Raw genomic sequence first — 19,176 nt, forward strand, 5'->3', positions numbered from 1 at the left:
CTAGTTCGGTTTTCTAAATATGTAAATGGTGTTTGATGTATATTTGTCATTAGGAATGATTTCGACAGCCATTCCACAGGCGACTGCTATTTCCCGTAATTGGGTTTCAGTGGTGAAATACAGCTCTCCGGTCGTCCGGTTGAAGTTGAAAATACGGGTGGATAGTAATTCCGTGAACCGGGTTAACCGGTGCTTGGAAGCGTTGGCTGAATTTCCGTCGCGTATGATAATCATTCCTTGTGAACGTAAGCGACCGGCACATTTCAACAATAGGGTTTGTTGATGTTCGTAGCTCATATAGTGAAGCATGTCGTTCAGGATAAAGACATCACTTTCCGGCAGGGGATATTCCAATGCATTGCCATGCTTGAACTGGAGATGCTCGTTACGTAACCATCCGTGCTGCGCCAGCGCTATCTTGTCTTCATCGTAATCAATACCCAGGATTTCCCGGTCCTCGGAAAGCAGAGACAGCATATAGCATAACGGGCCGAAGCCGCAGCCGATGTCTGTGATTTGCCCCTGGACGGGAATCAATTGGTTGAATAATCGGTAATTCTTTTCCATCTTTACTTTGATACGGATATACCATTCCACGACGGGACCTTTATAGATGTAGTTCTGGATAAGAGCTTCGTAGAACGCAGGATTGTCCGTCGTGTTCTGTTCACGGCAGATACGGGCATAAACCTCTTTCATGTAAGCGGATATGCGTTTGGTACGCTCCTGATAAGTACTTCCGAAAGACAGATCGTCTAATGGTATACGGGGAAGTATTTCCGTATAGATGATTCCTTTCCGGATATTGAAAGGTTGTGCTTTGGCAATGATTTTGTTATTACCGTAAAGCAGGATCGGGAGAATATCCAGTTTCAATGCTTCTGCCAGATAGAATGCTCCTTTGTGGAAACGTTTCATCTTTCCGTTATAGGTACGTGTGCCTTCCGGGAAAATGGCGATGGAGTAGCCCTCCTTCACTTTTTTCCGCATCCGTTCCATATATTGCTCGTATCCTTCGCCTATATAATAGAAGTCGACATAACGAATGATGGCTCCGAAGAAAGGAGAGTGCCATACCCAATGGTTGGTTACCATCAGGATTTTAGATGAAAGAGACAGCAATACCAGAATGTCGATGAACGACTGGTGGTTGGCAATGATAATTGCCGGATGGCGGAAGCGTTCGTTGGCTTTGTTGATATGCTCTTTTTTGACGGCGATGGCCAGTAGCAAAATTCCTTTGCAGGTGATTTGTATCAGGCGGCACACCAAACGCTGCTTGCTGCTTTTGCGCACAGGCACCGGATAAAGCAGAATAATCAATATACGGAGGACGATGCAGCCGATAAAGAAAAGCAGGAAGAGCAATACGGTACGTATCAATCCGATAAGCGTATAAGGCGGCAATCCTTTGGAAGCGGGGCCTGCGATGAAGAACCGGAAAATGAGTGGCTGAATGGTATAGGCCACCAGTACCACTGCTATCATACCCAGAATGGAAATCAGGGAAATGGATTGCAAAGCCGGGTGTTTGGCAAACACAAGTGCTCCCATACCGACCACTGTGGTGAAGGCGGAGAAGAAGATGGCTGTTTTATGGGAATTCAACACCTTCTGACCTGTACGGTATTTGTTTTGTAGCCCGTCCATAATGAAGATACTGAAGTCATCTCCAATGCCAAAGATAAAGGTGGACAGGATGATGTTGATAATATTAAACTCAATTCCCAGAATTCCCATTAATCCCAAGATGATTACCCAGCTGATTAGCATCGGGAGAAAACTCATCAAGGTAAGCTCGATACGTCCGTAGGAGAACCATAGTGCAAAGAATATCAGGAAAGAAGAGATGTATAGAATCAGGTAAAAGTCGTCATTGATGGCCGATACCCATTTGTTGGCAAAGTAGGAACGGTCGAAGATGACTACATTCGGGTCTTTATTAAAGTTCTGGTACACAGCTTCCTTATTCGGTTCGCTGATCCGTATCTGGCTGATAAGCATGGTGATGGAATCGGCAGAGGTTTGCCATTCATTTAATAGCTTGCCGGATAAATCGTCTCCTTGTGCGGCGTAATGATATTCACCGAAAGGTTGGTTCATCCATTGATAAAAAGGTTCGAAACTTCCCGGACGGAAACGATATTCGGCAGCAGCTGTTTCCAGCTGTTCACGGACTTGTTGCTGCTTTTCATCCGTCCAGTAATCTTTCCATTTCTTCAGGCGTTTCTGCTGCTCTTGCGGAGAGATCAGAAACTGCGAGGCAGAGGCATACTCTTTGATGAGTCCCTGCTCTTTCAGTGCCGATAACTTCTGATTGGTCATTGCATAAGTTTCGGTAGCCTGATTCATGTCTTTGCCCACACTGACAAAAAGCACGGTCTTTTCGTCGTTGTCGAAGAGTTGCAGTAATTTTTCTTCCGATTGTTGGAGATGGCGGGGCTCATAGTTGAGACTCATCATATCGTTGTTGAAGCCTACCTTTTGCGAAGTAAACAAACAGATCACTGTAATGAGGAGGATGCCGCCTACCAGCCATTTATTCTTTTCGTAAGAATAAGCGTTTATTTTCTCGATGATGCGTAGTATGCGTCCCTGTTTAACATCTGCCTGTCCTTTCAGAAAATGAGGCAGGTAAATGAGACAGAAGAGGGTGGTGCCCACCAATGCCAGAGAGGCAAACAAACCGAAGTCGCGTAACAGATCGGAACTGGTGAATATCAATCCCAGAAATGCGCCGATGGTGGTGAAACTACCTACCGTAAGCGGATAGGCTATCTCTTTAATAAGTTGTTGCACGGTGGAAACATGGTTCTGATGTGCCAGCATGTGAATGGAGTAGCTTAGTGCAATACCCATCACTGCCGAACCGGCTCCCACTGCAATGGCGGAGATACTTCCTTTAATAAAGAAAATGAGAAACAGGGCAAATAATCCTCCGAACAGTACCGGAGTAATAATCAACGGTATCGATCTCTTTCGTTTAAAAACGAGTGAGATAAATACAATGATGATAAGCAGTGCCAGGGAGGAGGTCAGGATGGTATCTTTCTTAATCTGACGGGCGTTGTAGACTCCCACGGAGGGACCGCCGAAATATTCAGCTCGAATGGTAGAAGATTCTCCCTGTACGTGCTTGAGCTCTTCTTCGAGTATCTTTATTAGTTCGTCGTTCTTTCCGGTGCTGCCTGTACTGAATACTGGGGTAATGAACATAAGTAAGGTGGAGCCGTCTTTGGAGAAGATATGTTCGTCATAAATCTCGTAGTTGGCTTCCAACTGGAAATCTTGCAAATGTTTCAGGGGTTCGCTTCCCAGTCCGAGCGGGTCCCGGAGAATATAACTTCTTAATGCAATTCCGGCAGGAGAGAGGAGGTTGGTATAATTCTTCTGCATGACAGCCTGTATCCCTTTATCCGTCAGTAAGGAATCGAAGCGTTGATAGTCCGTATCGGTCAGGAAAAGCGGAAGATGTTCATAAACGAAGTCTGTGGCTCCTTGGATGAGGCTTTGGTCTACCTGTGCGAAAATTCCTTTAATCAGTTTTCCTCCGGCTTTTTCAGTCAGGGTTTGTTGCAGTTGTCCGGCTGCTTCTATCAGGGAGTCGGGTTCTACGCGGTGGCAGGTATCTGCCGAGGATAACATAATGATAATCTTATCCTTAATCTTGAGATTGTCGAATACTTTGATTGTGTTCTGGGAATCTTTAGTGTCGGGGAAAAATTGTGTGATGTTCTCTTCGAACCTTACTTGCAGGGCAAAGAATCCCATTAATAGGACACAACTGATGAGTGACAAATAGAACAGAATCTTGTGCCTCTCGAAATAATCATATAGTCCGATAAAAAACTGGGTCATATCTTTTTTTTCCTACACGCCGTGAGCAGAATGAACGCGATGGTTCCTGCCAGTATGCTGCATACGACTGCAAAGATAACACTTCCTATTAAATATTGCTCTATGACTGATTTTACATTTTCAAAAGAAAGTTCGTTTAAATGCAGATTGACAGGATCTCCCAGCACTTTGCAACCGGTTACGTAACTGCCGTACAGCAAAAATGGAATCATCGGAGGGATACTGATATTGGCTGCTACAATAGCTATGACTTTATTCAGTCTGAACAAATGTGCCAGAAATAACGTGATTAGCATTTGATATCCCCATACCGGAACGATACCCATGAATACGCCGAGTGTGATGGCAGCCGTGATCCGCAGATTAGATTCGGGGGAGTGGGTGACATGATCCGAGAAAAACTGCTTGCAGTTCTTCCAGGTCAGTTTACGGAAGAAGTTTCGGGGGATGATCCAAAGGAAAGTGACGAGCACCAGTACTGTATTCAGGATACTGATACGGGTGAAATCACGGAACGGTCGGAAATGAGAAACCCGCTCTTCCTGTGGCGGATAATAAACATGTACCGGAATGTTTTTAACGGTAATGCCTCCCCAGGCTGCAAAGACAAGTGCTTCCAACTCAAATTCGTATTTGGCGGTGTAATACCACTTGTCCACATTCATTCGTTGGATGGGGTACAGGCGGTAGCCGGATTGTGTATCTTGCAGTTTAATACCAGTTTCGAGGGTAAACCAGAAGTTGGAAAACTTATTGGCAAATGTATTCTTTCCCGGCATATTGTCCGAGGCGAGGTTACGGGCACCTACCAATAATGTGTCCGGTTCTTTTTCTATGGCTTCGATCAATGCGGGAATATCCGAAGCGAAATGCTGTCCGTCGGAATCAATGGTGATTGCATACCGAAATCCTTGCTTTTTGGCAAAGGATAGTCCATGTCTCAAAGCTACTCCTTTTCCTTGATTGGCAGGGTGGGTGATGGTATGTAAGTTAGATTCTCGGCTAAGTATTCCGGCAGTTTCATCTGTAGAACCGTCGTTGACAACAAGGATATCGGGGGCGTAGAAACGTACACTTTCTATGACGTCCGCCAGTGTCTTTCCATTGTTGTAACTTGGGATGATAACGATGATCCCTAATTGTTTCAACTTCTCGTGCCAATAGGCTGTACTTATTTGTTCCTTCATACTGTCGGGGTAAGTGCAGCTTTTAATTTAATGAAACATTCGTCCTTTACGGTATTTTCCTCTACAGTGCTCTCTTTCACAGTACTCTTTTTTACAGCATCCTTTTTTACACTCCCTTCCGCTTGCAACTGAAGTGTACCTTCTTCTGTCTCTTTAAAAGTCAGTGCCACCGAAATGTGCGGTGTTTCTATCGGATTGATAGCCGAAAGAAACTTGCAGGAAGACACTTGTGTTACTTGCAATTTTTGCTGGCGAATGTCTTCTACACATTCCTTGATAAGTTGTAACAGGCAAACTCCCGGAACTACCGGATGTCCGGGGAAATGTCCCTGATAAACAGGATGCCCGGGATTCAACTTTATCTGGATAGTCCAGATCGTTGAGTCCGATGATTCGGAGGAAAGGATGGTATAGAAGTTATCAAGTAGCATATATTAAATCTCTTTAGATAGTTTATCCAGACGGATCGTTAACCGAATCCACGGATGTTTGATTTTTATTTGTGCGGGATCGCCCGGAGTATTGCCAGTGATGTAGACCACTGACTTTCCAAAGCCTTTTCCACTGGTTCTTTTTTCAGTAGCACTGTCTTTGGTCGCTTTCACATGAATATCTTTCCCACTTAAGAACAGACGTCTGAAATCCATCTCCAGAAGTTTCAGCACCTTTTCCTTTTTCATGGGTTCAATGCAACTGTTGACAGTAAACTGATCGTTGCGAAGAGAAAAATCGAAAAGGCTTAGTCCGAAGTAGGTAGACGCTACGATTCGGATTTCGTTATCAGGCATACGGCGTACTATTAGCATACCGCTCATGTGATGTTTCATGAAATCCAGTTGGATATTGTATTTTTGCGAGCTTTCTCCTTGTGTTAGTTCGATAGCGGGGGGCACGGTACTTCCTTCCCCGCTCATCCGTGGAGAGCAGGAAGTCTGGATCTGTATCCATAAGAATAGTAGAACCGTCAGACTAACGAATCGCAAACTTCGTCTCATTCTTCAGGGAGTTGAACTTTTTATTATAGAATTCGTATTCTGTATAGTTTGTGGCTGTTTCGGACAGACGGAGTTTGTGTACCGACATATCTTTCTTGTCCAGATAGATTTCTATACCGGCAATATAGGCTTGTACCGCTTTGTTGGTCGGTTTTATTTTAACCAGATAGTATCGTGCGTCTTCAAAATACTCCAGCAGGTAGTTGGACGACATTTTAGACAGGTCGCCTATCATACACGCGGTCAGCATATCCTGCATCTGTGCCATCATTTTGTTCGAACTAAGGTTCATGATACTTTTCTTGCCATCCGAAACGATTTTGAGCTTACTGCCGTTTATCACGATGAGATAATCCATCGGGCGGAAATATTCCATGCAGATTTTATGGGTCTTCTGGTAGTAGAACTTCCCTTTGGAAGTAACTTTCTCATCGAATACATCGAGATATTTCACTTGGGTGAAATCGCTTTCGATGGACTCTACGGTTTGCGCCTCCTTTGCCAGGCGGCTTTCAAACTCTGTCTTTTGCGCCATCTTTTTCATGCCCTGGGCATGGATAGAGGCTATAGACAAGAAGAAAAGCGATAAATATATTAATAAAGTTCTCATACCTTTTTTTATTTTATGCCAATAGTTTGTCCGGACGGACAACGGTATATCCTTGTTCTTTCAGCAAATCCAAGATTTGTTTCACTAGCTGGTCGCTGTCTGGCATCCGGTCGTGTAACAGAATGATGGCTCCCGGTTCAAGACGTTTCCGAATCTTGGCTAGGATTTTATCCGGTGCTTGTTGTGTATCCAGTGTACGGATGCTCCATCCTATAGAGGTATATCCTAACTGTCGAACGGCTTTCGCAATCGTTGGATTAGTGACACCAAACGGCGGACGAAACAAACTAACCGGCTGCGAAGTTACTCGTTCTAGTTCACACTGACAAGTTTGCAAGTCTTTTTTCATCTTGGAGAGCCCGTATAGCGGGAATAAACCGGAATGGGTATGCGAATGATTTCCAATCAGATGACCTTCTGCCACCATTTTTTGCAAGATTGCTTCATTCCCTTTTACCTTATGACCAATACAGAAGAAACAGGCGGTTACCTGATATTCTTTTAGTACCTGCAGAACTTTGGGAGTCTGTAGGGAGTCGGGGCCGTCATCAAAAGTCAGGGCGATAATCTTTTCCGCAGTATGCTTTTTGCAAAATGACCGGAGGTAAATTCCCGATTGAATGCTATAAGAGGCATAAACGAGAAAAGACAGGAGCAAGAGCAAGCAAAGAAGGAGGCAAACGATTATCATACGCTTTTCCGGATTAGAATCAATGAATGATTGATGGAGTGGTGATGATTGTAAATCAATATATGGGTCGAGGTAGTGCAGTTGGCCGATTCGTTCACTGCTTTCCATACCGCATACGATGTTGCGGTAGGATATTCACCACATTCATTCTTAAAACTAAGATGAACACTTTCCGGGAAAAGGTTTGTTTCAAGCTCTTCATAAATAGAGTTGCCATTGTCGACAGTTTGCTCGTGAGAGTCATCTTGATTGTGTTGCTTCTTGTTTTTCCCGGTAACCAACCACTGAATATCCTGACATTCTAAACCATTTCGTTGCAAAAAACGGATGATTCGGGAGCTGATTTCTTCTGTTGTCTGTTTCCCGATGAAAGTTTCGACTCCCTGTATTTCAGCCAACGGATGCTCTCCGGCTTCCCGACTTAACAGAAAGAATTGAGCACCTTCTCCGGCTGCTATCCCTTTCAGCATTCCCAGCCGTTGCTGAATCGTGTAACTGGTTTCTGTCATTTCATCGATGGCTCCCACAAGTATATTCTCGCTTCCTTCTTCTATTTTCATCATAGCGTCCAATAAAGCACTTTCAAAACTAAGTCCACGGTGGACATAAGTCATGTTGTAGGCATGTATTTGATGAATCAGAGCTATTTGTGCACCGATTGTATTGAATGTCGACTGGATGAAAGGAGTAGGATTCAGCATCCGCTCTTCATTATCCAATAGGTTGTTCAGGAATTTTTCCGTATCTGTCAGGCAGCCCAATCCTGTTGCTGTGATGATTCCTTGTATCTTTTCAGGAGATAGTTCACTCATACATTCCAATCCGCAGGCCACCCCCATTTTTACGATACGGCTCATGCGTCTGCGCAAGGTCGCATTGGTGATAATATCCTTATAATCGGGTTCGGAAGCCTGAAGATAAGGGCGATTATTTTCTGGTGAATGATCCTTTGGCGGATGAATGGAAGCGATGCGTTGAATATAAACTGGCTGCATAGGCTTAAATACTTAAAGGTGCGTTCATGCTGGAAAATTCGTTGCGGAAAAGAGGAGCGATGAATCGTTTCCTCCGAAACCGAAAGAGTTGGATAACACATGTCGGATGGGGATTCCTTCTTGAAAAGAGGTTTCCGGTATCAGGCCTGTTTCCGGCATCGCATCCGTAAAGTTCAGGTTGGGATAAATCAGCCCTTTATCTATTGAAAGAACGGAGTAAACAGCTTCAATTCCTTCGGAAGCTCCTAAGGTATGTCCGATAAAAGCTTTTACCGAACTAAATGGCGGAACATGTTCTCCAAAGATTCTTCGGAGTGCCATACCTTCTGACGCATCATTGCCGGGAGTACCTGTTCCATGTACATTGATATAATCGATTTCTTTGGGAGAAATGCCACTGGAGGCGATAGCTTCACTCATTGACAGAAAGGCACCGTCCCCTTCAGGAGAACTTCCTGTTTGATGATAAGCCTCATTTGTATTGGCGTAACCGCTAAGTTCGCAATAAGGAGTTCTTTGAAGTGAACTTTCCGATTGAAGTACTAAGTAACCGGCACCTTCTCCCAGATTTAATCCGGTACGTGAGCGGTCAAAGGGACGGCAATGTGTTTTGTCCAAAATCATCAGGGAGTTGAATCCATTGAGCGTAAACCGGCAAAGTGCATCTGTGCCTCCCACGATAGCAGCATCCAGTAGCCCGTGTTTAATCATTCTTGCTCCCAGCATGATGGCATTGGCTGCTGACGAGCAGGCTGTACTGATGGTGGTTATAAAATCATTGATACCCAAATACGAAGCAATCAATTCTGTGCTGGCTCCGCAGTCGTGTGAAATTACTTCCCGTAACCGTCCCTGTCCCGGGTTCTTCTTGAAAGATTCATAGAAGTGCTCGCTCAAATCCATGCCGCCAACGGAAGTGGCGGAAATAAAACCGATACGTAATGATGGTGTGAGTCCCGCATCTTTCATTGCTTCTTCGGCTGCTATCATTCCCAACAAGGCTGTACGTGATACAGTGCGTTGCGGCGGTAAAGAGATCAGTTTCTTTAGTTCCTCATTGCTACGTTTCACTTCGGATACGGGCACATCGAGAGCAGTCGGAAAAAGAGTTACTTTTCCGATGCCATGCTTTCTTTGTCTCAACGCTTCTATATTTTCGGAAACTCCGATACCGATGCCCGAAACAACTCCCAATCCGGTGACGTATATCTTCATCGGTTAAGCTTTGCGATTAGCAATGATGTAGTCTGTCAGTGTACGTACCGAGTAGAAGATTTGTTTTCCTTCACTGGGGTTCTCTATCTTTATACCGTATTCGCGTTCCAGAATCAGGATGATTTCGAGTGCGTCAATGGAGTCAAGGCCAAGACCTTCGTCGCCAAACAGAGGGGCTTCATTGTCAATATCTTCCGGAGTGATTTCTTCAAGGTTCAACTCTTCGATTAGTTTCCCTTTCACTTCGTCCATCAGTTCTCTTTTGGTTTGATCTAAATTATCCATAAATCGTTGATATATTATTAAGTTGTTTAAATTCTGCTTGATAATGTCCGTCCAGTAGTTCGCACCAGCCTATGATACAGGTGCGTAACTTACCTTTCGCCATCACAATCCTTGCATAATCTTCTAATGAGGCAGCATCGGATTGTCGACGGACAAAGAATGTATTCTCTCCCTGAATCTTGTGCCGGATACAGATTTCTCCCAATACTACATTGGGGAGAGTGTAGACAAACACGGCAGGACTGGCTGCTTTGTCTCCTTCTTTACTGATGATTGCCTGATGTTTGCAGTCCGTATCCAGAGAGGAAGAAGCATTGGCAAGAATGATTCCAATCTCTTCCGGACGGTAGTGTGTATCTTTCAGTAAATATTTGGCAGCTACATATCCCAGCTTACAGAGGTTGTCCATCTTATAGAACTTCATATTGTTTTCTCCCAGATGCTTGTATGCTTCCCGGATGAATGGTGCAAAGTCTGTTTCCGAAGAGCTGAATACAGTTGTTCCTTTACTTTCTACTGCTCCCGGTCTGATTTTGACCATGTTGCCCGATTCCACCACTGCTTTGCAAACTGACGGAGCACTCGCTTTGTCGGTTGCCTGTGAGTTTGCTTTCTGTTTCAGATGAGCATCGGGGAGGGATAATACCAGTGCGGCATTACAGCCTCCGAAACCGGAAGCGGTTTTGATGCAGCATTTCATCGGCATCGACTGATGAGTGGCATAGACAGTGATAGGCATGGGAACACCGAGCGTTTCATACCCTAAAGTTCCGTAGTATCTTCCTTCTTTTAGTTGCTCTATGCAAAGTATGGTTTCGATAATGCCCGAAGCTCCTAATGTATGACCGAAATAGGGCTTAAGGCTATTCACCGGAACTGTAGCTAATCCCGCCAGATGTATGGCTTTGGATTCCATTTCGTCATTGTAAACCGTAGCTGTTCCGTGTGCATTGATAAAGCTAATGTCTTCGGGGAGTGCTCCGGCTTCTTCCATTGCCTGATTGATAGCTAGAGCTAAACCATCCCCTGTTCGGGAAGGACCGGATATATGGTTGGCGTCATTACTGATTGCTCCTCCGGAGAGAATAATATGATTCGCGTTTTCTTGAGTTTCTAAAAGAACAGCTCCACAGGCTTCGCCCAGACTTAATCCATCTCGTTGTATATCGTATGGTCGGCAGGGGTGTGCGCTGACAGATCGGAATGATAGAAAGCCGCTGGTAATGAAATGAGAAAGAATATCCCCACCTGCTACAATCACTCGTTTGTAACGTCCTGATTCTATCCATCTCTTAGCGACGATTAGTGCCGAGACTCCTGATATACAGGCATTGGAGATGACCTCTACCTGATTTGTCGCTCCAAAGAAATCTCCGATTCGTTCCGCCATTTTCCAAAGAAAAACCGGACTGTCAGCAGGTAATTCACTCAATAAATCAACATTTCCTTTAGTGGTAGATAATAACAAGGTGCAATCCGGTTCCCGCAAGTCGGCTCCCGATTGAGAAATAACCTCTTGGATAGCCAGTATGAATAATTGCTCCATCCGGGTATAATCCGTAATCTGCATCAGCTTCGCCCGTTTTTCCAATTCCACAGAATCAATCATTCCCGCCAATAGGGGATGATCGGAAATTAGGCCGGCTTCTTGCATACGGATTCCGCTTCGGTAGTTATGGATGGCCTCCAGATTTTCCGGGATGCCGAAACCTAACGAACTAATCAGCGTATGGGCTGTGATGTATATGTTTAAAGGATATTCCATTTCTTTTTCCATTCCAGATAAAACGGAGGGTTCATAAGCTCCAATTCTTTATTCAGGTTCAGGAACACTTGTATGGTGCTTCCGGTAGCTACTATACTCTGGTCGGTAGCCCGGTAGATAACGTATTCAAATTTTATCTTGGCTGCCTCACAGGCAATATAGCGCGTCTCGACAATCGCTTTTTCACCAAAAGATAGTGATTGTTTGAACTGACAGGTTAAATCCACGATAGGAACCATGTATCCCTCCCGGTAAATACTCATATAATCCAAACCATACTGTTTGCCAAAAGCTTCTCTTCCATCTTCAAAGTAGCGCACATACTCACCATGCCATACAATCTGCATGGAGTCTATTTCGCTGAACCGCACTCTGAAGGTAGTCCGGTTAGTCAAAGCTGCAACCTGTTGATTCGTTTTCCGTTTCATTCTTTTTTTATAAATATTTTCATCCTGCATTCAGCTATCAGCTTGTCTTCCACTTTCACTTGTGCAGAAATCAATGTAATGTCGAATACCTCCTGTACAACGGTAATCTCGGTAAATAGTTTCATCCCGTTCTTTGGCAAATCGTAGATTTTAAGTTTGTCTACCGAGCCGATAAACCCTAACGGTACTTTTTCACCCTGCCGGGTATAAAGAAATCCGATACGTGCTGCTGCCGATTGAGCGATGTGTTCAATAATTCCTGCCTCTTGCAGTTTTCCGGTTTCGCAGAAAATATTATCAGCAGTAACAGTCAGTCCGGAATAGGAATGATTCTCTTCGATACCAAAGAAACTGTCCACCATCACGATGGGAGGACGCTGTGGAATCAAATTGAGTATTCCTTCTCCTTGTATGATAACTTCCCTGTTGTTCATTTCAATCTGCATTGTACAATGCTGTGTCCCATTCCTAAATGGTCATCTATCTTTTCGACTTCCAATCCCGCTGCTTTGATGCACCGTTCCATATCATCCGAATGATACATTTTGCTGTTACCATTTGCCATGGCTGTGAAATAAAGACTGATTTGTGTCAGGCAATAAGCGGCTGTGTCAAACTTTTGCCGGTTCCAGAAAGTTTCCATGATATAGAGGCGGCTCTCCCGGCTCATAGAGCGGGCTGCACGGGTCAGTATGCTGGTTACTTCTTCTTCCGAGAAACAATCAAGGAACTGGCTCATCCAGATAGCATCGAACCCTGTTGGGAAAGGAACTTCGGGATCGAGCAGATTGGCGCCATACCCGTGGATACGCATTGCTCCGGGCAGTTCTTTAGTTTGTTGACGCATCATCTCCAATTGTTGCGGAAGATCCATTATAGTTACTTCCACCGCGTCGTCATAGCTTACGCACTTGGTTGCCCATCGACCGGTATTACCTCCCACATCCAGTAAAGTCTTGGGATGACGGGCGAAAACAATCGCCAAAGCTTCGTCAAACGAGCAATCCGAGTAATAATGATCGAAACCGAACCAGCTCTTTTGTACCTGTGAGGGCAGACTTGACAGCCCTTCATAGATGGTACTCCATTCGCCGAATACTTTCAGCCCTTCGGGACGTCCGTTGGTGAGAGCCTCTTCAAGATGGAACATTCCCAGATAGTTGACATCGTGGTTGAAATCCATATTGACACGTACCATCTTGTCGTTGAGCAGGAACCATCCGGCTTTGGCAAGGCGGTAACGGTTTTCGTGCTGCAATACGGTACCGATGGTTAATGAGGCTTCCAGCAATACTTGTGTCGCATAAGAAGACAACTCACAAGCCTTGCTGATTTCTTCTTGTGTCATGCCAGCGCGTTCGTCGGCCAGTAACTGAAAAATACCGAATTTGAGCATAAGGCGTGATACCTGAAACACGACGGGCCCGAAAGCTATTTCTTGTGCCAGGCGTTGTGCCTCTACCGCGGTCAACGGTTCCTTATCATATTGATTCTGTTGCATCTTTATTTTGTTATATCTTTCTATTTCAATCCTTTGAGAGCGAACCGTCACTTGTGGTTTCCCAGAATGAGTAATAGTTAAACCATTGTTCCGGATAGCGTTTCAGTATCTGGTCCAAAGCGGCCGTATATTGTTCGAGCAGAGCTGTCTCTGCTTTCTTTTCTTTGGTTCGTATGATTGGTTCCGTCCTTATAAAATGAAAACGGTAGGTTCTGCCCGGCTCTCTCATGGCAAAGTAGAATACCACCGGAACTTTCATTCGCGAACCAAGCAGGAAAGGACCGGCAGGGAAAGGAGCTTTCTGTCCCAAGAGTGTTCCTGTCAGCAGTTTCTCTTTATTCAGATAACGGTCGCCCTGGAAGCATACATATTCTTTCTTGTTTAACGCCTCGGTAATACGGAAAACGTGTGTCAGGTTATCTTCGTTGACGGGGATAATCTTAAAATCCTTGTCCTGACCATTTTTCTCCAATATCTCTTTGATTCTACGATGTTCGGCATCATACATCACGATATTGATTTTCTTTCCGTAATCATCGAAGAAAGGAACGCCTATTTCCCAGTTTCCCACATGGGCGCCAATCATAATCACTCCCTGGTCGCTGTTCAGCAATTGCAGGAACTCCGGATACCGTTCGAACTCGAACCGGTATTGATCGACTTTTCCGTTGCCAATGGCTACTTTGTCAATCAGGATTTGCCCTAACCGGTAATAGTTGCGTAGCAACATACCCAAAGAGCGTATTCGGTTGTATTTCAGAATGTGGCGGGCATAAAACCAGGTGCTTTTGGTGGCTTTCGGAGCAAACGGTATGAAGTACAATACTACCAGACTTAGAAATATATAAGCGGCAGTAATGCCCAGATACTTAATCAGGTAAATAAAGAATAAGTATCCGAATGTTCCTCCCCGGGTTTTGCCTTTCCACGTCGACATATTTACTTGGCTTCCTGCATACGGGTGATAACGAGATCGTAGAAGTCCTGGAAGGTTTTGATACCCGCAAAATCTTGTCCGGTTACGTTGAAACCGAAGTTCTTTTCTACCAGTACCACCATATCGACCAAGTCCAGGCTGTCCAGTTCAAGAGTTTCCATTAACGGTGCATCCGGCTGGATAACGTCGATGTCTACTTCAAACTCTTCTGCCAGAGTGGTTCTTATTTTCTCGATGATTTCTTCGTTTGTCATATATCTGTTTTCTTTAGTAAATTATGGATTGATTTTGCGTATGATTAGCGTGGAATTGGTTCCTCCGAATCCGAATGAGTTGGAAAGGAACGTATCAAATTCCAGGTTTACCCGTTGGGTAGGTATATTTAATTGTGCAGAGGCCTCGTCCGGTTCCTCGAAATTGAGGTTGGGAGCGATGAAACCGTTGTTCATCATGAGGGTGGAATAAATAACTTCACTGGCACCGGCCATCCACATTTCATGTCCTGTCATAGACTTCGTGGAAGTCACATACGGGTGATGCCCTTCAAATATTTCTGCAATGGCTTTCGCCTCGTTCAAGTCACCTACCGGAGTTGAGGTGGCGTGTGCATTGATATAACTGATCTGTTCGAGTGCAATCCCTGCATCTTTGATAGCCATTTGAAGAGAACGTTTCGGGCCGTCCACATTAGGCACGGAGATGTGATCTCCATTGGATGAAAAACCGTAACCGATGACTTCGGCCAGAATGGGAGCTCCCCTTTTTACAGCCGATTCATAACTCTCTAATACCAGACTAGCGGCTCCTCCACTCGGAATCAGTCCGTCACGTCGTTTATCAAAAGGTTTCGAGGCTTTCTCGGGGACTGCTTCCTGGGTGGAAAATGCGCTTAGTCCGTCGAAACTTCCTACCGCATAAGGATTGACTTCTTGTGCGCCACCGCAAAGAATACAATCCTGTAATCCCGATTTTATAAGCAGGTAACCCATGCCAATAGCGTGAGAACCGCTTGCACAGGCTCCGGCAATGGTGAAGTTGACCCCTCTTAGTTTGAAAATAACCGATAGGTTCATCGTCACGGTGGAATTCATCGACTGGAAAATAGAACCGGAACCCACTAGCGCCGTATTTTTCTTTTCACGAATGATGTCCACTGCATTAATAACAGGAGCGGCACTACTATCATTGCCATACAAGATACCAACTTCATTGGCTTCGAGAAAATCCTCATCAATACCGGCATTACGGAAAGCTTCTAATGTAGCGAGATAAGCATATTCTCCCTGCTCCGGTAGACAGAGACGTTTACGGCGGTCCAACAACTTCTTCAAATCGGGACGTTCCAATATCCCCGTTAATGCAGAAAAATAGCCCAATTCTTTCCGTACCGGGTCTATGCCAATTCCCGATTTCCCATGATATAGTGAGTCTTTTACTTCATCCAGATTCTTGCCGATGCAAGAGTAAATCCCCATTCCCGTGATAACAACTCTTTTCATTATTTTGTCTATTCTATGCTTTTATTTTAAGTATATAGTCCTCCGTTGATGGAAATCACTTCTCCTGTGATGTAGGATGAGGCTGGAGATGCCAGGAAACCGACCAGGTCGGCAACCTCTTCCGGAGTGCCGAAACGTCCCGCGGGAATATGTTTCTTCCATTCGTTCTCATCAATTCCTTCCGTCATATCCGTACGGATGAATCCCGGAGCTACTGCATTGACTGTTACTTTCTTCTTGGCAACTTCCTGTGCCAGTGCTTTGGTAGCGGCTATTACGCCACCTTTGGCTGCGGAGTAATTGGCTTGGCCGGGCATTCCCTGAATGCCCGACAATGACACGATATTTACGATACGTCCATAACGTTTGACCAGCATATTCTTCAATAAAGGCTGTGTCACGTTGAAGAAGCCGTTCAGGCTGATATCGAGCACTTTGCTCCATTCTTCTCCTGTCATCCAGAGCATCAGGTTGTCTTTGCGGATACCTGCATTGTTTATCAGTACCTCGATATATTCGTCAGGGTGTTGGGAAGCCCAGTTGCCCAAAGCAAGGGTGATAGCGGCAGGGTCGGTCACATCGAACTTCATCAACTCGCCATTACTTCCTTTTTCTTGTACTAACTGCAACGTTTTCTCCGCTTCTGCGTCGTTATTCTGATAATTTATCAGTATAAAGTAGCCCATTTCCGCCAGTTTACAACTGACAGCACGGCCGATACCTCGGCTTCCTCCGGTTACTAATGCATATTTCATTTTATTTATCTTCTTTTTTGAGATAGTCTATCATCATTTCTATCTCTTTATATTTAGGTGTGTCATTGGTAAATACAGGGAAGAAACTGCGTATTTCTTCATAAACCTGCCTGCTTTTGGAACTTAGGCGATCCTGTATTTTCAGGTAGTCGATAGCTTGTGCCATTCCCATGAACTGGATAGCCATCACCTGATAAGAATTCTCAATGACTGTTTTTGCTAATAGAGCCGAGTTGGTTCCCATGCTGACAATATCCTGATTATCATTGTTGTTGGGGATACTGTGTACATACATCGGATTTGATAATGTCTGACACTCCGCTGTGGTGGAGGTTGCAGTGAATTGCGAAGCCTGTAAACCATAGTTCAATCCAAGCACTCCCAAATTTACAAACGGAGGCAGGATGCCATTGATACGGTCGTGGAACAGATAGTTAATCTGTCTTTCGCAAAGCATAGTCAGCTTGGTCACGGCAATTTTCAACTTGTCCATTTCGAAAGAAATGTAATCTCCGTGGAAGTTGCCGCCATGATAAATATTTTGTGTATCCGGATCGACAATCGGATTGTCACAGGCGGAATTTATTTCGTTTATTAATACTTCTTCCGCATTCTCCAGTTCATCGTAAATAGGACCGAGTATTTGCGGAACACATCGCAAGGAATAATAGGGCTGTACTTTGTGTTCGAAGATTTTCTCTTTATGCACCTGGTTGTATAGCTCGTTCTCTCTTTGAAGCACGCATTTACTGCCTGCCACCCATTCTCTCATCATAGCAGCTATCTCTTGTTGACCTTTATGATGCTTGGCCTCGTTTAATGCCTGTGCCATAAAATCATCATAAGAGGCGGCAATCTCATTCATCATTACAGAGGCAGCCACCGACCAATGGAGTAGTTTTTTTGCATAAATCAGATTGACAATACCGATGCCTGTCATTACAGAAGTACCGTTTGTAACGGATAAACCTTCACGAATACGCATGGAAAAAGGTTTCAGGCCGTTTTCCTGAAGCACCGTAGCTGCGTTACACAATTTACCCTGATAAAAAACTTCCCCTTCCCCTATTAATGTCAGGGCGATATGGGCCAGTTGTACGAGATCGCCGCTGGCACCTACACTTCCATGTTCGGGTATGAACGGATAAATTCCGCGGTTGATAAATTCACAGAGGAGAGAAACCAGTTCCAGATGCACTCCTGACTTCCCTTGTAGAAAAGTGTACAAACGGGCAATCATAGCTGCTTTTACATAAAGTTCGGGAAGCGGTTTGCCGGCACCGGTGGAATGGCTTCGGATGATATTATACTGAAGGTCGATCAATGACTGATCTTCTATTCTGTATTGTGCCATTGGGCCGAATCCCGTATTGATACCATAAATAATCTTATCGCTGGAAAAGGATTGCAGAAAATCGAAGCTTTCCTCTACTTTTCGAATACATTCTTCAGAGAGTTCCAGCTTCTCATTATCAAACAATACTTTATGAAGGGTATCTAAATTTATACTTTTGTCAGCTATCATTTTCTGTACTAGATATTTTATGCCTTAATAATAAGGTGCAAAAATAGGCAATTTCTGTTATATAGCGGACATGAATCAGGATAAAACTTTTTCTAAGGAATTGGTTTTGCTTGTTTTGTTTCTTATTCGTGGGAGATTTGTTCCCCGGTGTCGGAGGGTGTCTTCATCGGTGGGGTGGAATCAATCTATGCTTTTTGCAAATCCCGTCCTTCATACTTGCAGATCGCTTCTATCCATTCCTTGGTCAGTGGCATGGACTCATGTCTTTCAAGATCGAAAGTAACCATGATGGACTTGCAAACACATTTCACCTCATTGGTTTTCGTGTCAATGACTTGTTGAACCAGATGAAAGCTTTTGGTACCTATCTTAGAGACGGCGGTTTGTACAGCGATGTGGTCCGATGCGAAAATTTGCTTAACGAAATTCGCTTCAATATGAACAACGACAATGCCAATCTTTTCCCAATCTACTCCCGGGCATACTGAACCGAAGTATTCAGTCTTTCCCAAGTCGTAAAAGGAGAAGTAAACCGTGTTGTTGACGTGACCAAATTTGTCTACATCATTGAATCGCAATTGGATAGGTAATGTGTGATGAAATACGATTTCTTCCATTGTTTTCTCTTAAACGTTTTAAATTCGACACAAAAATAGCACTTTTGCTTTCTTGCTTGAAATTGGGACAAAGATAGATATTTCTGCTGATTCTGTTCTCGGAGACGGGGGAGAAATTAGTTAATAATCGTTTAAACTGGAGTTTTGGAACGTTTATTCTGACTTCTGATATGTGGAAACAATCAGAAGGATGGAAAGGAACTTTTAAATACGGATTATTCTTAACTTATTATCTTGTGGATTATGTCCACATTTCTGTGGAATTTTTGCACAGGATCGTGCTTGAAACTTAATCTGGCTATTAATGCTTTTT

General features: G+C 44.2%; 19 protein-coding genes. All 19 read right to left on the reverse strand.

Annotation, left to right across the window (positions count from 1 at the left end; all coding sequences use genetic code 11):
• Complete coding sequence (locus DXB58_RS00235; protein WP_122135536.1) at positions 1-3,858, reverse strand: trifunctional MMPL family transporter/lysophospholipid acyltransferase/class I SAM-dependent methyltransferase; 3,858 nt, start codon at positions 3,856-3,858, stop codon at positions 1-3.
• Positions 3,855-5,045, reverse strand: a complete 1,191-nt coding sequence (locus DXB58_RS00240; RefSeq protein WP_004324726.1) for a DUF2062 domain-containing protein — start codon at positions 5,043-5,045, stop codon at positions 3,855-3,857. Before DXB58_RS00240 ends, DXB58_RS00235 begins: the two co-directional genes overlap by 4 nt.
• On the reverse strand, positions 5,042-5,476 hold the full coding sequence (locus DXB58_RS00245) for a 3-hydroxylacyl-ACP dehydratase (RefSeq protein ID WP_122135537.1): 435 nt from the start codon (positions 5,474-5,476) through the stop codon (positions 5,042-5,044). The genes DXB58_RS00240 and DXB58_RS00245 overlap by 4 nt, the downstream gene beginning before the upstream one ends.
• Before the next feature lie 3 nt (positions 5,477-5,479).
• Entirely contained in the window at positions 5,480-6,040 is a 561-nt protein-coding gene (locus tag DXB58_RS00250; RefSeq protein WP_122135538.1) for a hypothetical protein, read from the reverse strand.
• A complete protein-coding gene (locus DXB58_RS00255) occupies positions 6,015-6,650 on the reverse strand; it encodes an outer membrane lipoprotein carrier protein LolA (RefSeq protein ID WP_122135539.1) in 636 nt (211 codons plus the stop codon). The genes DXB58_RS00250 and DXB58_RS00255 overlap by 26 nt, the downstream gene beginning before the upstream one ends.
• Before the next feature lie 13 nt (positions 6,651-6,663).
• Positions 6,664-7,341, reverse strand: coding sequence for a polysaccharide deacetylase family protein (locus DXB58_RS00260; RefSeq protein ID WP_122135540.1), 678 nt, complete (start codon positions 7,339-7,341; stop codon positions 6,664-6,666).
• Positions 7,338-8,336 (reverse strand): beta-ketoacyl synthase chain length factor, encoded by a 999-nt coding sequence (locus tag DXB58_RS00265; protein WP_122135541.1) that lies wholly within the window; start codon positions 8,334-8,336, stop codon positions 7,338-7,340. The genes DXB58_RS00260 and DXB58_RS00265 overlap by 4 nt, the downstream gene beginning before the upstream one ends.
• A gap of 24 nt (positions 8,337-8,360) precedes the next feature.
• Entirely contained in the window at positions 8,361-9,551 is a 1,191-nt protein-coding gene (locus DXB58_RS00270; protein ID WP_055167673.1) for a beta-ketoacyl synthase, read from the reverse strand.
• Positions 9,552-9,554: 3 nt separating this feature from the next.
• Positions 9,555-9,836, reverse strand: coding sequence for a phosphopantetheine-binding protein (locus DXB58_RS00275; RefSeq protein ID WP_099146015.1), 282 nt, complete (start codon positions 9,834-9,836; stop codon positions 9,555-9,557).
• Complete coding sequence (locus tag DXB58_RS00280; RefSeq protein ID WP_122135542.1) at positions 9,829-11,601, reverse strand: beta-ketoacyl-[acyl-carrier-protein] synthase family protein; 1,773 nt, start codon at positions 11,599-11,601, stop codon at positions 9,829-9,831. Before DXB58_RS00280 ends, DXB58_RS00275 begins: the two co-directional genes overlap by 8 nt.
• Complete coding sequence (locus tag DXB58_RS00285) at positions 11,586-12,029, reverse strand: thioesterase family protein (protein WP_122135682.1); 444 nt, start codon at positions 12,027-12,029, stop codon at positions 11,586-11,588. Before DXB58_RS00285 ends, DXB58_RS00280 begins: the two co-directional genes overlap by 16 nt.
• Entirely contained in the window at positions 12,026-12,463 is a 438-nt protein-coding gene (locus tag DXB58_RS00290; RefSeq protein ID WP_122135683.1) for a hydroxymyristoyl-ACP dehydratase, read from the reverse strand. Before DXB58_RS00290 ends, DXB58_RS00285 begins: the two co-directional genes overlap by 4 nt.
• Complete coding sequence (locus DXB58_RS00295) at positions 12,460-13,530, reverse strand: class I SAM-dependent methyltransferase (protein WP_122135543.1); 1,071 nt, start codon at positions 13,528-13,530, stop codon at positions 12,460-12,462. The genes DXB58_RS00290 and DXB58_RS00295 overlap by 4 nt, the downstream gene beginning before the upstream one ends.
• A 25-nt stretch (positions 13,531-13,555) precedes the next feature.
• The gene (locus DXB58_RS00300) at positions 13,556-14,467 is read right to left on the reverse strand and encodes an acyltransferase (RefSeq protein ID WP_122135544.1); all 912 of its coding nucleotides are present in this window, start codon (positions 14,465-14,467) and stop codon (positions 13,556-13,558) included.
• Positions 14,468-14,469: 2 nt separating this feature from the next.
• Complete coding sequence (locus tag DXB58_RS00305; RefSeq protein WP_004305450.1) at positions 14,470-14,721, reverse strand: acyl carrier protein; 252 nt, start codon at positions 14,719-14,721, stop codon at positions 14,470-14,472.
• Positions 14,722-14,742: 21 nt separating this feature from the next.
• Positions 14,743-15,966 (reverse strand): beta-ketoacyl synthase, encoded by a 1,224-nt coding sequence (locus DXB58_RS00310; protein WP_122135545.1) that lies wholly within the window; start codon positions 15,964-15,966, stop codon positions 14,743-14,745.
• A gap of 26 nt (positions 15,967-15,992) precedes the next feature.
• The gene (gene fabG / locus DXB58_RS00315; protein WP_004297297.1) at positions 15,993-16,721 is read right to left on the reverse strand and encodes a 3-oxoacyl-ACP reductase FabG; all 729 of its coding nucleotides are present in this window, start codon (positions 16,719-16,721) and stop codon (positions 15,993-15,995) included.
• A gap of 1 nt (position 16,722) precedes the next feature.
• Positions 16,723-18,246 (reverse strand): histidine ammonia-lyase, encoded by a 1,524-nt coding sequence (gene hutH, locus DXB58_RS00320; RefSeq protein ID WP_117934509.1) that lies wholly within the window; start codon positions 18,244-18,246, stop codon positions 16,723-16,725.
• Between the two features lie 185 nt (positions 18,247-18,431).
• Entirely contained in the window at positions 18,432-18,863 is a 432-nt protein-coding gene (locus DXB58_RS00325; RefSeq protein ID WP_004324741.1) for a thioesterase family protein, read from the reverse strand.
• Positions 18,864-19,176 lie beyond the last annotated feature (313 nt).

The sequence above is a fragment of the Bacteroides sp. OM05-10AA genome, from assembly GCF_003439055.1.
GTDB classification, from domain to species: Bacteria; Bacteroidota; Bacteroidia; order Bacteroidales; family Bacteroidaceae; genus Bacteroides; species Bacteroides intestinigallinarum.